At 69.0% G+C, this 14,537-nt stretch carries 14 protein-coding genes and 3 pseudogenes; 9 read left to right on the plus strand and 8 right to left on the minus strand.

All coding sequences use genetic code 11. The features are described 5' to 3' along the window. The first annotated feature begins 382 nt into the window (after window positions 1-382). Together JIW86_RS02960 and JIW86_RS02965 are read left to right on the plus strand one after the other, a co-directional pair. The gene (locus JIW86_RS02960) at window positions 383-841 is read left to right on the plus strand and encodes a hypothetical protein (protein WP_257552359.1); all 459 of its coding nucleotides are present in this window, start codon (window positions 383-385) and stop codon (window positions 839-841) included. Between the two features lie 280 nt (window positions 842-1,121). Continuing rightward, the gene (locus JIW86_RS02965) at window positions 1,122-2,099 is read left to right on the plus strand and encodes a hypothetical protein (protein ID WP_257552360.1); all 978 of its coding nucleotides are present in this window, start codon (window positions 1,122-1,124) and stop codon (window positions 2,097-2,099) included. 139 nt (window positions 2,100-2,238) lie between these two features. On the opposite strand, the gene JIW86_RS02970 is transcribed toward JIW86_RS02965, so the two are convergent. After that, a complete protein-coding gene (locus JIW86_RS02970) occupies window positions 2,239-3,465 on the minus strand; it encodes a cell filamentation protein Fic (RefSeq protein ID WP_322975482.1) in 1,227 nt (408 codons plus the stop codon). 215 nt (window positions 3,466-3,680) lie between these two features. On the opposite strand from JIW86_RS02970, the pseudogene JIW86_RS02975 reads away from it, so the two are divergent. Further along, window positions 3,681-3,977: pseudogene (locus tag JIW86_RS02975) on the plus strand (transposase); the annotation flags it as partial. 35 nt (window positions 3,978-4,012) lie between these two features. On the opposite strand, the gene JIW86_RS02980 reads toward JIW86_RS02975, so the two are convergent. Then, complete coding sequence (locus tag JIW86_RS02980) at window positions 4,013-4,201, minus strand: DUF6000 family protein (RefSeq protein WP_257552361.1); 189 nt, start codon at window positions 4,199-4,201, stop codon at window positions 4,013-4,015. An 82-nt stretch (window positions 4,202-4,283) separates the two neighbouring features. Then, window positions 4,284-4,523, minus strand: a pseudogene (locus JIW86_RS02985) (DUF6000 family protein); the annotation flags it as partial. Between the two features lie 440 nt (window positions 4,524-4,963). Between JIW86_RS02985 and JIW86_RS02990 the strand changes: the two are divergent. Continuing rightward, window positions 4,964-5,503 carry a 2'-5' RNA ligase family protein gene (locus tag JIW86_RS02990; RefSeq protein WP_257552362.1) on the plus strand — a complete coding sequence of 180 codons (540 nt, stop codon included), beginning with the start codon at window positions 4,964-4,966 and terminating at the stop codon, window positions 5,501-5,503. Between the two features lie 64 nt (window positions 5,504-5,567). On the opposite strand, the pseudogene JIW86_RS41550 reads toward JIW86_RS02990, so the two are convergent. Next, a pseudogene (locus tag JIW86_RS41550) lies at window positions 5,568-5,714 on the minus strand (ATP-binding protein); the annotation flags it as partial. Between the two features lie 567 nt (window positions 5,715-6,281). Then, complete coding sequence (locus JIW86_RS03000) at window positions 6,282-7,625, minus strand: lipase family protein (protein WP_257552363.1); 1,344 nt, start codon at window positions 7,623-7,625, stop codon at window positions 6,282-6,284. Between the two features lie 243 nt (window positions 7,626-7,868). Here JIW86_RS03000 and JIW86_RS03005 point away from each other — a divergent pair, with 243 nt between their 5' ends. Further along, the gene (locus JIW86_RS03005; protein WP_257552364.1) at window positions 7,869-9,143 is read left to right on the plus strand and encodes a PucR family transcriptional regulator; all 1,275 of its coding nucleotides are present in this window, start codon (window positions 7,869-7,871) and stop codon (window positions 9,141-9,143) included. Between the two features lie 166 nt (window positions 9,144-9,309). Here JIW86_RS03005 and JIW86_RS03010 read toward each other — a convergent pair whose 3' ends face one another. Further along, on the minus strand, window positions 9,310-9,810 hold the full coding sequence (locus JIW86_RS03010; RefSeq protein WP_322975483.1) for a helix-turn-helix domain-containing protein: 501 nt from the start codon (window positions 9,808-9,810) through the stop codon (window positions 9,310-9,312). Between the two features lie 79 nt (window positions 9,811-9,889). Between JIW86_RS03010 and JIW86_RS03015 the strand changes: the two genes are divergently transcribed. The 4 genes from JIW86_RS03015 (at window position 9,890) to JIW86_RS03030 (ending at window position 11,800) form a co-directional block, all read left to right on the plus strand. Then, window positions 9,890-10,180, plus strand: coding sequence for an alpha/beta fold hydrolase (locus tag JIW86_RS03015; protein ID WP_257552365.1), 291 nt, complete (start codon window positions 9,890-9,892; stop codon window positions 10,178-10,180). Then, complete coding sequence (locus tag JIW86_RS03020; RefSeq protein WP_257552366.1) at window positions 10,117-10,446, plus strand: alpha/beta fold hydrolase; 330 nt, start codon at window positions 10,117-10,119, stop codon at window positions 10,444-10,446. The genes JIW86_RS03015 and JIW86_RS03020 overlap by 64 nt, the downstream gene beginning before the upstream one ends. Before the next feature lie 152 nt (window positions 10,447-10,598). Then, window positions 10,599-10,736, plus strand: a complete 138-nt coding sequence (locus JIW86_RS03025) for a hypothetical protein (RefSeq protein ID WP_257552367.1) — start codon at window positions 10,599-10,601, stop codon at window positions 10,734-10,736. A 419-nt stretch (window positions 10,737-11,155) separates the two neighbouring features. After that, the gene (locus JIW86_RS03030; protein WP_257552368.1) at window positions 11,156-11,800 is read left to right on the plus strand and encodes a DUF6262 family protein; all 645 of its coding nucleotides are present in this window, start codon (window positions 11,156-11,158) and stop codon (window positions 11,798-11,800) included. Between the two features lie 167 nt (window positions 11,801-11,967). Here JIW86_RS03030 and JIW86_RS03035 read toward each other — a convergent pair whose 3' ends face one another. Both JIW86_RS03035 and JIW86_RS03040 read right to left on the minus strand, forming a co-directional pair. Continuing rightward, window positions 11,968-12,822: a PEP/pyruvate-binding domain-containing protein gene (locus JIW86_RS03035; protein WP_257552369.1), complete on the minus strand. Its 855-nt coding sequence runs from the start codon at window positions 12,820-12,822 to the stop codon at window positions 11,968-11,970. Then, on the minus strand, window positions 12,819-14,525 hold the full coding sequence (locus tag JIW86_RS03040; protein WP_257552370.1) for a PEP-utilizing enzyme: 1,707 nt from the start codon (window positions 14,523-14,525) through the stop codon (window positions 12,819-12,821). The genes JIW86_RS03035 and JIW86_RS03040 overlap by 4 nt, the downstream gene beginning before the upstream one ends. Window positions 14,526-14,537 lie beyond the last annotated feature (12 nt).

The raw sequence follows: 14,537 nt of genomic DNA on the forward strand, positions 1-14,537 counted from the left end.
CCGCCTCGTGCGGGTTCGGCTGCTGCCTGTGGATGGACGCGAACTACTACGGCCGCAAGTACACATGGTCCGGTGACGGTTCCAAGAACCTTGGCGACTGGGGCATCCGGGACATGGCGTCGTCCACCTGCAACAACAACCAGTCAGGCGGACTGAGCCTGTACGACTGGCGCACCGGAATGCCGGGGACCCGCAGATCATCACCGGCCTGGGGGGTTGCCTCTCCAACCTGCACAACTACGGTTACCCCTATGGCGGGGACTGGGGCGACAAGGCCGACGAGCTCGTCATGTGACCTCGGCCCACACCAACGGAACTGCACCCCTGCCGTCCAACGTGCAGGGGTGCAGTTCCGTTTCACCCATACCGGAAGGACACCCCCTTGACTGTCCAGCGCCACCACGTCACCGTCCTTGCAGCTCTCGGGGTTCTGTTCCTCGGCGGGTGCTCGGTCACCAGCGAACCCAGGGACACCGATGGGATTCCCTCAGCTCTGCCGGCTCCCGACCCCCACGGTGCCTACGCCACTGAGGACGCTGTTCGTGCCGCACAGCTTCAGCAGTGGGCGTCCATCAATGCTGAGACGGGCCCCAAGGCGGCGGTCACCCACATCAAGGCCGTGCAGGTCGTGCAGTCCGGCGAGACGCAACTGGTCTACCTCCACACCGACCTGCCGCACGCCGAGGGCGGCAAGCCACCGGAGCAGACGGCCGACCTGCTGGCCGTTTACGAGGCATGGCCCAACCGTCCGGCCACAGCCGTTCGGATCGGCGCGTTCGACGCCGACGGCCATCGCGTGGGCACTGCGGGGATCCCCGCCCCCACGCCGCCTGGCACCTGAGAACCCGCCCGCGATGTGTGCGTCCCCCTTGTGGTTGACGTAGCTGTCACGGTCACCAACACGTAGTCCCCTGAATCAGCGGTCGTGGGTGACGGCCGCTTCGTCACCAACTACCGCCGTGCGGCGCAGGGTTTTGTCAGTTGGTGGATCGCGCTGGTTGTCACTTGAGCGCGATAGCGGACGCCGTCCGCCCCGTTCCAATTGGATGCAGTCGGCATGGGGGGATCGTGCAGGCCAGCCCTGCCCGTCGGGCGCCTGAGCTGGGCGTTAGCCTCGGCGGGTGATTCCTGCGCAGCCTCTGAAGGCCATCACCCGTCACCGAGACGGGCGGATCCATGCCTACGTGATCGACTCCGGTGCTTTCGGGATGCTGGAGCCCGCAGCGGTGTTCCAGCCGCGGGCCGGCGACGAGGTTGTGGAGTCGGCGGTTCGGGCCGATCTGGGGCGAGTCGTGTACACGACGCTGAACGGGGTCGTCTGCCTCACGCGCGCCAGTGACCTGGTGTGGGCGTCGGCCTTCGAGCCGCACTCCGACGTGCGCCGTGGTCACCAGCCTGGCTGTGCGCTGTCCCTGGACGGCCGGACTGCGTGGGTCTACCGGCCGGACGCGATGGCAGGACGCGGGGACGGAGACCAGTGGGTCGTGCACGACGCCGACAGCGGGGCGGTGATTGTCCGCCGGGAGCTGGGGACAGTCGGGCACGGTGCCGGCCACCACGTGCACCCGGTGGACGGCAGCATCTACCTCGACATCGGTGAGGGCCAGGACGGCTCCGTCATTTTCAGAGCTGCGACCGGGACCGGCAGCGAGCCGGAATTCGTGACCTATCCGTGGTGGGACCGCTGCCTGATCGACCTGTCGCCGGACGGGGAGCAGTTCATGACCGTCGACCACGGACAGGCGGATGTCGCCTTCCACCACCACCCCAGCGGGGACGTGCTCTTCACCCTGCCTGTCGAAGCCTTCGGGTACGACCCGGAGGAGACCTTCGTGGAATGGAGCGGCGGCTACCTCACCCCGGACCTGGCCGTCGTCACCTTGGGCGGTGAGGGCCAGGACGAGGAGGAATGGTTCCGCTACCACCTGATCAACGTGCGCACGGGCACGCTCGATCCCGAGATCGCCGTCGAGGCGACCAACCCGTACGAAATGGTGCCTCTGGGCGACGGCTCCTGGCTCACCGGCGGTCCCGAGGGCAACCCCGTCCGCTGGTCACACGCTCCCTTGGCACCCGCACCGCGGCAACCAGGAGGCTGAGGGAGCTGGGCTGCACCTGACGCAAGCAGCACCGTCAGACTGAGCGCCGTAGTTGGCCATCGGTGCCAACTACGGCACTCAGTCACACCCGCGTGACTGAGCGCCAGAGTGGGCGGCGTTCGCCAACTGAGGCGCTCACCTAGATGGCCGAGCCGGTCGAGTCGGCGGTGCGGCGCCGGGTCTCCGCAAGATGGATGTTGATGTAGCGGACGAGGATCAGCGGGTCCTGGGGGTCGTCGGCCTCGAAGGTGATGCGGCGCAGGAGGCTGACTCCCTCGAGTGCGATGCCCTCGCGGGCGAGGATGAAGACGAGAGTGAGGAAGGCGGAGCGGGCGTTGCCGTCGTCGAAGGGATGGAAGAAGCAGACGTCGAGATAGGCGCGTGCGGCGCGGGCAGTCAGGCCGAGAGGTCGGCCGGTGTCGGATGCACTCTCGGCCAGGCACGTGTCGAAGCGGTCACGTGTGTCCAGTCCGATGCCGTAGCGCTCCCGGCTTCCTTTGGCGAAGGCGGGCGAGTTGCGAAACCCTGGCGGCTCCGGGGTGCCCAGGATGTGCTGCTGCCAGCTGCTGAGCAGTGCGAAGTCGAGCCGCGCTCCGCGTGCCGCGTCGGCTCGGAGCAGTTCTAGGGCGCTGAGTAGGCCTTCGGCTCGGGCAGGGTCGATGGCGCCGTCGAAGGCCCGGATGTCCTCCGCCGCGCCGTCGCGAAGGGGCACCACCGGTCCGTCCGTACCGCTGTCCGGGATCTCGTGCCACGGCACCAGTTCGCGTACCGCGAGCCAGCGCTGCAAGTGGTCCTGAGTCGGCGCGTCTGCGCGGGTACGTCCGTCGGCCCACTGCAGAGAGAGCGCAAGCTGCTCCGCGATGTCGTCGACCACCACTGTGTCAGGACCGGTCCAGCTGTGGAACCGTCCACCGATCGCCTCGTCGACCAGGCCCCGGGCCACGTCGAGCGCGACTCCCCAGCGATTGAGGAACCAGGTGAGCACTTGGCGGCAGTGGCCGTGCCAGCCGCTGCCGCACCCGGTGCGGTCGACGACCTGCAAGATCAGATTCCTCGCCGCGCGCTCCCACAAGATCCGCTGGTCCTCGATGTCGGCCAGGTCCAGGGGGTACGCCTCGAACCAGCCGGTGAGGTACTCCAGCCACTCGCGCCATTCACGCAGAGACGCCTCGACACGAGCCAGTGTCTCTTCCGCCGTGGTGATCGAGTCCCGTGGGCAGCACCAGTTCCCTACCGGTCCGCCGTCGAAATCACCCTCGTCGTGCGACCAGCGCCACCCGACGGTCCAGCGCCCGTACTGCTGAACGAGGGCGTACGACATAGCGTCGGCCCAGGACTCGGCCTCGCCACGGCTCCAGGTGCTCATCGCGGGGTCCCCGGAAGGGACGTCCGGGCGGATAGGCACACACCGGGCCGGGCCGAGCGAGCGCACCGTCTGCGCTACGGACGCGCCGTCGAAGGCTTGACGGGCGGGATCCACGTCGTCCCAGGTCAGGAAGCGAGGAGCCAACTCAACGATCACCGCGCAAGCCTGCCACGCTCACCCGGCGCCCCAAAGTGGTTTTCTCCACTCAGGCCCGTCACGTCCGATCCTTCGCGACCATGCTCACTGACCGCCAGGGCGAGCGTCTCCCGGAGTGGCTCGACGCCGTTCGACAGGACGACCTGCCCAGCCTCCACACTCTCGCCGCCGGCATCGACCGCGACCTCGACGCCGTCATCGCCGGATTGAGCCTGCCCTGGAGCTTGGGCGCGGTCGAAGGGCATGTCAAGCGGATCAAGATGCTCAAGCGTCAGATGTTCGGGCGGGCAGGCTTCCAACTTCTCCGCAAGCGCGTCCTACTGGCGTGGAGGAGGGTGGCCGCGTCAAGACGTTGAGCCAGAGTCTTTGAAGTGAACAAAGCCAATGGGGGTCAGGTGTCGGCGCATTCGTCGATGACGGCGCAGGCGAGGCGAATGCCGCCCAGGTGGGTGGAGATGCCGTCATCGCCGTGCATGTGGGGCGCGTCCTGGAACCACTGCGGCCACAGGCCGCCCTCCTGGAGGAAGTGGCTGGCCCGGTCGCCGTGCAGGACGGAGTCGGTGTACGCGAGGGCGCCCATGACTGTGGGCTGGTCGTAGGGCGAGGTCGGGCCGGCGCAGGTAGTGATCCAGGTAAGGGGCGAGCAGGTCGGCGTCCCGTGCGGTGCCGAAACTCGCCAGCGCCACGCAGTAGGCTCCGCCCGCGCAGCAGACCTCGCTCTCCAGCAGCAGTGCTCCCAGACGCTCGCGGAAGTGGTCACGGCGCGAGACTGCGGCGAGCCATGCCGCGGTCCGCCGCTCGCGCCAGCTGCCTTCGAAGAGGATGGTGAGCTCGGCGTCGGAGACAGCATTCGCATCAGCGGCCAGGGCATGAACGAAGGGCTCGTACTCCTCGCGCGACATACGAAGTACCGCTCCGCCGAGCTTCAGATAGCGGCGCGCGGGGGCGCAATAGCGGCGGAACAGAGCCTGTATCTCAGGGTCGTGGCGGATCACCACCCCATCCTCTCGCAACAAGCACGCAGCTGAGGGCGTGGGGCGGAATACGCCTGCGGTAATCCCGGGACGGGCGGGACGCCACCTGGGCCCCGGGTCGGGTGAGCGGGACTTCGGCAGCACGCAGCGTTACTGCTCCACACAAGTTGAGCCAGAGCCCGTCAACCGACAGCGTTTGTTCGTGGGTTCCGGCGGCGTTCAGTGATCACGGGCACTCTGGATGTTCACGGGAAATAGCGGCAGCACCTTGGTCATCCCGCTCGTCGACCGGCTTCGGAGATCGGTCGTGATCGGTCGGCGGAAAAGGAGCCGTGCTGTCTGCGGCAGAGGTGACACCATGCGGTGTCATGGCAGATGACAGCACCAGTACGTTTCAGGCGGGCCAGACGGGGCTCATCGTCCGGATCCCGGAGGCGGAGCCGGCCGTCCGCGGGTGGCGTGAACGGCTCGACCCCTCAGCCCAGGCCGGCGTTCCAGCCCACGTCACCGTGCTCTTCCCGTTTCTCGACGAGAGCCGAATAGATGCGCTCGTCTACTCCGCTCTCGCGGACGTGCTGGGCGGCCACCAGGCCTTTGACCTGCGCTTCGAGAGGTGTGGACGGTTCCCGGAAGTGCTGTATCTCGTCCCCGAACCTGACACGCAGTTGCGGCAGCTCACGGAGGCGATCGCTGATCGTTGGCCTGAGGCCCCGCCGTATGGCGGCCGGTTTGCCGAGATCGTGCCGCACCTGACCATCGCTCAAGGTCAGGAAGACGCCGTCCTGGAGGAGGTCGAGGCCGACCTCGCCGGCAGGCTCCCATTCACGTCTCATGTCGCGGCGGTTGAACTGATGGTGCACGACGGGGTGAAGTGGCAAGAGAGGGCGTCGTTCGCACTCGGAGAATGAAGCAGGTCAGAGCCCCCTGCTGGTCCGCTGCCCCTCGGGGCAGCGGACCAGCAGGGGGCTCCAGTCAGCTGGCTGCAGCGCGCTCGGCGCGTGCTCGGGTGCTGGCGAGGCGGTATGAGTCGGTGCCGGTCTCGATGATGGTGCCGTTGAAGGTGAGGCGGTCGACGATGGCCGCGCAGAGGCGGGGATCGGTGAACGTCTTGGTCCAGCCATCTGGGGCTGGCACATGTTCCTTTTGGCGGATCGCCGCTGCCACCGGCCCGTATCCATCTCCTGCTGTCCTCGTCGGTCTTCGTGGTGGTGCCCGGATTCTCCAGGTGCTGCCTTGATCAGTCAGGTGCGAGGAAGGTGTGCCAGTGGCATCCCACGACGGTTTCGGTGAACGGTCGGCAGGCGGCGCCTCTGCCACCGATAAGCGCGCAAACATCCGCCGCCTGCGGAACGTGCTCCTGCCGCAGCCTCCGGGAGCACAGCTCAGTCTGGTCTGACCCACCGCAACCGCGGCAGCACGCGACGCCATCGCCGGCGGCAGTGGCACGTGCTGTGAACTCTCGTTCCGACGGACCCGCAGTCCGGACAGACGACGTTGCCGCGATCACTGCGGGCCTCGATCCGGACTGCTTCGGCATCGGCTTCCACTCTGTCGACCACGAGGTCTTCGACCTCCGGCCAGACCAACTCCCGGAACCACTGCTCTCACTGCGGGCGATAGCGGACCTAGTCTGGTGTTCACGCGAGGTCCTGCCGCGGGTTGGCGCGGCAGAACCTCGCACGAAAATCAGGACAGCGGCGCGGGCTCCTCCGGGTCCAGTGAGTTGCCTGCGGGGATGCGGCCGCAGTCGGACGGGGCCGACCGGCCGGCGAAGCGGTCACCCAGCCAGCTCAGCGCGACGGGAGCCCAGACGACGGGCGCGCCCGTGTGGCTGAGCAGCTCGTACTGGCTGTACTTGACGGCGGCCTCGCCGGTGACGCAGTACTGCCGGGCGAGCGCCCGCACGTCTCCGGCGACCATGACACCGTCGCCCGTGCCGATTCCCGGATGGTTGTTGAAGGTTCCTTCCAAGATGCCCGCGTTGCCCTGGGCGATGAATCCGGGGACGGACGGGGTGCCGGCGGAGCCGAGGTTGAGCTTGTTCACCGCCTCCAGAAACGCGGGAATCGAGTTGGGGTTGGCGTACTCCGGCTTCGCCATCTTCTTCCAGGTCAGCCCGGGGTAGCGCCCGAGGGCGTCAACAATGGAGCCGTGCTCCAGCTCCTTGTACACCTCCAGGCCGTAGCCGTTGAGATAGGACTTGAGGTCGATGCCGTAGGAGCGGGAGACTCCGATGACCGACATGGGAATGACACCCGACCACGCCAGTGAGCCGTCCACGTACTTCAGGTTGTGTGCCGGGTCCACGAGCAGGCCGCCCTCGGCGTACCCGACCAGCTTGCGGTTGACGTCCGGCGCGTAGCTCGGCGCGAGCGCGGCCGCCCAGTTGGTCGCGATGGCACCGCCGGAGTAGCCCATGAGGCCGAACGCAGTGGAGGAACTTAGGCCGGTCTTTTCCGACTTGGTCGCGGCGCGGATCGAGTCCAGCGTGTTCGTCCCGTACTCCGGCCCCGCGGCGAAGTTCGCTCGCTGTCCCTCGGTGTCCGGGATGACGACGTCGTAGCCCTGCGTCAGCAGTGGTGCCAGGAAGAGGGCCTCGACGTTTGGGATGAGGCCGCCCAGGGTTACGTCTCCGGCGATCGCCCGGGATGGCCCGTCTTCCGGGCTGAGCGAGTCGTAGAACGACTGGTAGGACACCGCCTTGCTCCGGTCGCCTGTGGGGCTGCGCACCACCGTGGTCACGTTGGCAGCCGGGCGGCCCTGGGCGTCGGTGGTGCGGTAGAGCAGTTGAACTGCCTTGAGCGGCGTGGGAATGCCGACGAGGTGGTACTGCAGCGTCCGGGTTTTCAGCACTGTGCCCGGCGCGAACGCGGACAGGGGCTCGCTGCCGCCATAGGCGTAGAACGGGTCGCTCGCCGCTGCCGTCGCTGCTTCCGGTGTGGACTCGGCGGCGGTGGCCGCCGGCGCGGCGGTCATGGCCGCCGCGGTGGCGACGACGACGGAGATCAGGCGAACGGTTGCCTTGGTCATGCGTTCCTCGATTCCTGGGTGGGGGCTGACGCGCCTGCACGAGGTCCCGTACATCGGCGCGTCAGGTCGGGGCGGGCGGCCCCCGGCAGGCAATTGCGGTGAACGATGCGGCCGCGGTCCGCCACATCTGGCCATTCACCGGCCAGTCGTGTTACCAACCAGTAGGTGATGTCCCGGAAACATCATGGGGCCGGTATGCGGCTGCGGCTCCGGGGCGGGGAACAGAGATGTGCGAGGTGGATTGTGACCGGATCCAACGCGGTGGAACGGGACCCGGTGCCGCAGTTCGGCGGCGTGCCGGTCCACAAGCGGCTTCAGGACGCCGCCGGGGCGCTGGAGCGTGCGGTGATGGCACGGCTCGTCGAGCGGCTGCCCGTCTACGGAACGCTGCCAGCGGAACACCTGAGCGGCGACATCGCCAAGCAGGTGACCCTCGGCATCCGGAGCTTCGCCGCGGTCCTGTGCACCGGCGAACTGCCGGAGCAGGCTGAGGCCGCGGCGATTCGCGAGTCCTCGGCCCGGCGTGCCGACGAAGGTGTGCCGCTGGAGGCCGTGGTCGGTGCCTATCACCTGGGTGCGGAGGAGTGTGCCGCCCAGGTCTTCTCGGCGGCCGAACCGGGTGACCTGAGCGACGTGCTGCTGGTCCAGCGCCAACTGCTCGCGTATCTGCGGCTAGTGAGCTGCGAGGTCGCAGCCGGGTACGTACAGGAGCGGCAGACGGCGCTCAGTGACGAACAGGTCGCCCTGCAGTCGCTGTTGTCCCGGCTGCTGGAGGGCGGCAGCCCGCAGGTCGCGGCCGACCGCGCCGGCATCCGTCTGCCGCCCCGCTACCTGGTGTTGAGCATCTCAGTGGGACCGCACCCGGACGAGCTGGTGCCGGGCGTGAACCATTCGGTCGCGGCGCGCCGCAAACTCCGGCGGCTGCGCAATGAACTTCAGCGCCAGACGACGGGAGTGCCGCTGTCCGTGCTCTCCGGCGACGGCGGGATGGTACTGATCCCGTACGAGACGCCCGCCGCCGACTTCGGCCGTGCGGACCGGGACCGGCTCTCCCGGCTGGTCGAACAACTCGGCCGGATGTGCGGCGCCGAGCTGGTGGCTGCGGCGGCAGCCGCAGCACCGGAAGGTGTCGCGGAGGCTGCCCGGCTGGCCGGGGAGGTACGCGAGGTGGCGGAGGCGTCCGGCCGAGGGCCCGGACTGTACCTGCTCGACGATGTGCTGCTCGAGTACCAGCTGAGCCGCCCCGGCCCGGCCAGGGAAGGGCTCGCTGCGCTGCTCGCCCCGCTGGATGCGCGCCCGGAGCTGCTCGTCACGTTGCGCGCGTTCCTCGCGTGCAGCCTCGACCGGCGCCGGGCTGCCGCCCGGCTCCAGGTCCACCCAAACACGGTTGACTACCGCCTGCGCAAGGCGACCGAGTTCACCGGACTGGACGCTGCCCGCGGCGCCGATGCGCTGACGCTGCGCGCCGCACTGGCCGCCCACGACGCCGCACTGCAGGGTAAGCCTGACGCAAGCTGACACCGCCCGGCTTCGCCGGGCCGGAAGACCGGCCCGTACGCGCCGTCTCCCCCGCCGACGGGCCCGACGCCCGGTCAGCGGTTCTTGGGGGGTGGGCCCGGTTGCCGTCGGTCAGCCCGAAGGGGCGCTGTGTCGCTTTCCGGCATGGGGTGGCTCCGTAACGGCGTCAAGAGCGCGGCCACGGACCGCGATTGACGGGGTCAATCGCCGGGCCAGCAGGTCCAGGGCCTGGGAGACCTCTCGAACGACGCCCGGATCCGGGGCGGTGCCGTCCGGGTCGGCCAGAGCCGCGGCAAGCACGTCGTCGATGGTGGCGGCGCGGGCCTCGGCAACCCGGTCGGACGGCTTTGCGGTGGGCCGAATGAGCCGGGCGGCGCCGATCGGCCGGATCGGGCTCAGTGTCGACCGAGCCGGCTGTCTCCAGCCGTGCGACCGCGGTGGATACCTGACTCTGTGGCAGACCTGTCCGCTCGGCAATTTCGCCGACGGTTGCCCCCGGGTGGGATACGAGGTCACCGAGGACGACCAGCACCGAGCGGGTCGCCCCTGGCGAACCGGACTTCACCTGGGGCATCGCCTGCTCACCGATCTTCATGAGGGTGCGACCGAGGAGGAACAGCTCGACTCCGTTCATGCACGAAGAGTACATCGAAACAGATGCATCCATCTTGATGCATCTGTTTCGATGGATTACGCTCGAGTCATCAGCCGCCCCAGGCCGACAACACCATCAGAGGGGACCTGCCATGCCCACGACCGCCGCCACCCTTCGCACGCTCTCCGTCCCGGGCTCCACGCTCCACTTCCGGACCGAGGGCCGCGGCCCCGTCCTCCTCATCTCCCAGAGCGGCGAGGGGGACGCGGACCGCACGGTCGACCTCGTCCCGCACCTGGCGGACACCTTCACGGTCGTCACCTACGACCGCCGCGGCCTTCGCGCAGCACGCTCGACGACCCCGCCCGCCCCGTCACCATGGCCGACCACGCGGACGACGTCGCGCGCCTGCTCGCCGAGGTCACCGATGGGCCGTCATTGATGGCCGGGTTCAGCATGGGTGCCGCCATAGGCCTCCAGACCGTGGCCCGCCACCCGGGCATACTGAGCACACTGATCGCGCACGAGCCCGTGATGCCGAACCTACTGTCCGAGACGGGCCGTGCGGAGCACGTGGCGGAACTCACGGCCATCCAGGATGCGTTCACGTCCGGTGGTCTGCCGGCGGCGTTCCCGGCGATCGCCCGGCACCTGGGCATCGACCCGGCGCACGACGAGACAGAGGAAGGCCTCACCCCCAGCCGCTGACACCCCGCCGAACGGCCAACTTCGAGTTCTTCATCGGAACGGAATTCACGGCCGTCACCACAGACGCCCTCGACCCGGCACGACCGGTGCAGGCCGCGGCGCGGACCGGAACACGCATCATCCCGGCGACGGGCCGAAACACCCGGCGCACGGTGCACACCTACCGCTGCGCACTGGCACTCGCCGCGCAACTGAACACGGAATCAGTCCAGTTCCCCGGCGGGCACAACGGCAACACCGCGTTCCCCCGCGCGACAGCCCAGGTGCTCAAGGACCTCCTCAAGGGGTAACCCGTGCGGCAGACACAGAAGGGACACAGCGTGCGCTCAGCCGCGGACAGCGGACAAGCCTCAATCCCTGTCCACAACTTCTACTCGAAAGCCCAGGTTTTCCGACCTGAAGAAGTGCTGTCGGGATGTCCGCTGGCGGCAGTGACCCCGGGCATGCCGACCTCGTTTGCCGACCGTGGTCGTGGTGTTCGCCATGTTCAGTGAGGTCGGTATGGAGGCAAAGTGCCACGCAGGCTGTCCATGGGTCAGCTCAGGGTGCAGGAGGTGCGGCATCGGGACGGCCGCCGCTCGTACACGTTCTTCGACTCGGTAGGCGGGGTACATCAGGGGGTGGATCGGTATTTGTCCCGGTACGCCGGCAAGGGCTCGGACCGCACGTACTCGTACCTGCTTGTGGACCACCTTCGGTGGCTGGACATGTGGCCGAAGGACTGAGCGCCCCCAGGGTTCCGTCGGCCCGCACCGCCGAAGCGCTCGCCGCCCGGCAGCGCAAGACAGACGCGGCCCTGCAGCGGATCAAGGACACCCTCCAACGGCTGGCCAAGACCAGAACACCGATCACCATGGCCGCCGTCGCCCGCCAGGCGGACGTCTCCCGCACTTTCCTCTACGAACACGCCGACGCCAAGACCCTGGTGAGCGAGGCGATGAGCCGGGCCGCTGGCCGCCGCTTCCAAGACCGCAGGGACGAGCAGGCTGCCATGGAGGCATCTTGGCGCGAGCGTGCGCTCAACGCCGAGGATGCCCTCAAGGCCGCAAACGCCGAGATCCTCGCCCAGCGCGAACAGATCGGCGACTTCCTTGGCCAGATCAAGGACCTGCAGACCCAGTGGACCGAGGAAGACATCGTCCGGATCACCACTGACAACGGCACCTTGAAGAGGCGGGTCCGAGAACTGGCCGCGGAGAACAAGTCGCTGATCGGCAAACTGGCCGCAGCCCGCGACAACATCCTGTTCGCCGACAAACGGAATCGCCGAACTCGAGACCCAAATCCTCGAACACCAACGGACCTGAGAAGCCCTATCTCAACCGATCTTGGAACGCAGGTCGAACATTCCTGATCACCTTCGACGGCCGACTCCCAGTGGCCCGTCAGTAGCCCCAACCACCATGGTTACAGCGTTCGACTGACCCTCTCTGGGTCGTGCCCCATCTGGGACGCCGCCAGCATCTTCAACCACAAGCAGTCCACGCTCGTCCCGAGCTGAGGTGGGTGGCTATGCAGGGGTCAGTGCGGCGGCACGGCCCCGGTCATCGGCCGCCGCTGGAGCAGACGGAGACGGTCGGCGACGAAGGCCCACTCCAGGTCCTGCGTCCCGCCGAAGACCTGCTCGCAGCGGGCGGTGAGTTCCCGCAGGCTCTCCAACCGCGTCTCGTCGAGGCAGAGTCGGTGAATTCGGTCGGCGGGGACCGGGACCTGGCTCGTTCCGCCGACCAGCGCGGGCTCCACAGCCAGGTCCTTCATGCCTGCCGTGCGCTCGATCACCCGGCCGTCGCGGCGGACCCGGTAGTGATCCGGTACGACCAGGCCGCTGACCACGGATTCGCCCAGGCCCCAACTCGCCTCGATCACCAGGACGTCGGAGCCGTCGAGGGGGTCTCGGGAGAACAGGACTCCGGCGCACTCGGGTACCACCAACTCCTGTACCACCACTGCCACTCTGGGCAGGCCGGGCAGCCCGAGCCGCTCACGGTAGGCGAGCGCGCCGGCCGAGCGCGCCGAATCTCTCACCGTTCGGACCGCCTCGGTCAGCCCGTCCGGACCCCGTACGTTGAGGCAGGTGAGGTGCTGTCCGGCGAAGCTCGCCGCGGCCGAGTCCTCGCCCAGTGCGGATGAACGCACGGCCAGCCCGCCGCCCTGCAAGTCGGTGGTCGACACGTGCAGGGCGGCGAGCGCCTCGTCGTCGCCCTCTGCGACGGCGTCGACAAACAGCCATTCCAGGGCGATTCCTTCCGGTACCGGTAGACCGGCCCGGGCGGCGGCCGCGAGCTGTGAGGCCTTGCCGCCGTACCGGCTCTCGTCGGTGGCCAGGCGGAGCGGCACCGGGGCGGACCACGTGCTCGGCGACAGCGGACCGGTCATCGGACCACCGCCGCCTCTCCGGCCCGGCCGTCGACCCGCACCCAGGCGCCGTCGGGTATCACTGCCGTGGCATCCGTGCATCCGACGACGCCGGGGATGGCGAACTCCCGGGCGACGATGGCGGCGTGGGAGAGCGCCCCACCGCGATCGGTGACGATCGCGCCGAGCAGTGGCAAGACGATGTTGAAGGCCGTGGTGGTCGCGCCGGTGACCAGGACGTCCCCGGGCTGGATGCGGTCGAACTCGGGCACGCCGCTGATTACCCGTGCCGTGCCCTCGTACACGCCCGGGCTCGCGCCGAGCCCGTGCACGGTCCGCCCCTCGGTCCGCGCTGCCGGGTTGCTGAACATGGCAAGGACGATGGCCCCGAGGGCGCGTTCCAGGCGTGCCGCGGCGGGCGGCAGCCAATCAGGCGGCAGGGGGTCGCCCGGGGGTGGACCCAGCATCGGCGGCGCGTCTGCGTACCGGGCGTGGTCGCGGTAGTGCGCCCGGGCGGCGAGTTCTGCGGCGTCGGGCCCGGAGCCCGTATGGACCAGGGCGCGCAGCTCGGCGTAGCCCGCCTCGGCCAGATGGGCGGGTGCATAGATCCGGCCCTGCTCGGTGAGCCGTCGGCCGGCCGCCAGGATGGCGCGCCGGGTGAGTCCGATGGCCGGCAGGTCCGCGCACGAGCCGCGCTCGTCGCGCAGCCGGGAGACCAACCGCGCCTCGGCGAGCAGCTCGTCGAAGCGGGAGCGGTGCGCCGCGGGTACGGCGTCGCGAAGGTCGGCCGCCGCGTCGGCGCGCTGGTCGGCGCGGGCGTCCGCCTGGGGCCTCGTCGAGGAGGAGACCGCCGAGCGAATGGCCGCGAGCACGACGGCGGGCAACTCCGCCACGCAGGGATCGCCCACGTCCTCGCCATTGACGGGGCGCCAGCCCGCCGTCTCCAGGTACTCGGCGAGGGCGGTACTCGTACGTCCCGCGACGGCCCCCAGCGCCGCCAGCAACTCCTGGGGTCGCGCCGGGGAGGCGAGCAGCTCACTCGCCCGGGGGTCAGCTGCTACGGCGGCGGCCAGCTCGGCCAGTTCCTCCCGGTCCGCCAGCGGGTCGGGGCTCGATCCGGCCAGCGGGGCCAGGATCTCGCCGGTGGTGTGCCCGGTCCACTCCTGGCAGTGTGCGATCAGGTCGCCCATCGGCAGCAGTGCCGGCATGTTGAACAGGTGGTGCAGGTATCCGGCTCGGCGCTGGTGCTCCCGGCACCGGTCGAGGTACGCGAGCAGACTGCCGGTATCGAGGAGACCGGGCTCGACCTGCTGCAGTTCGCGCCGCTCGCGCTGTAGCCCGGGTCTGACCTCTTCGTCCCAGCGGCGCAGGTCCTCGCGCCACAGCTTGCGCTCGAAGACGGTCGCGCTGGTCGCGAGCCTGGTGCGGATCTCGGGATGATCGGCGGCAAGGCGTTCCCAGACCTCTCTCGGCGGGTGGTCCGTGGCGTCCGGCGGGGCTCCCAGCGGCTGGGGATGGTAGTAGCAGAAACCGTTGACGAAGGCCCAGTCCAGGCGTTCGAGCAGCGACCCGTACCGGCGGAGGCTCTCTCCGAAGCCGCGGTGCATTTCCTCGATGAAGATCTCGGCGTGGAACCGGGTCACCGGGCGGGTGAAGTGGGTCGGGTCCAGGAACCAGGTACCCGGCCCCGGTGGAGCGAAAGTGCGTTCCGTGGCGATGCTCATGGCTCTCCTCCT

This window comes from Streptomyces sp. NBC_00162, from assembly GCF_024611995.1.
Lineage (GTDB): Bacteria > Actinomycetota > Actinomycetes > Streptomycetales > Streptomycetaceae > Streptomyces.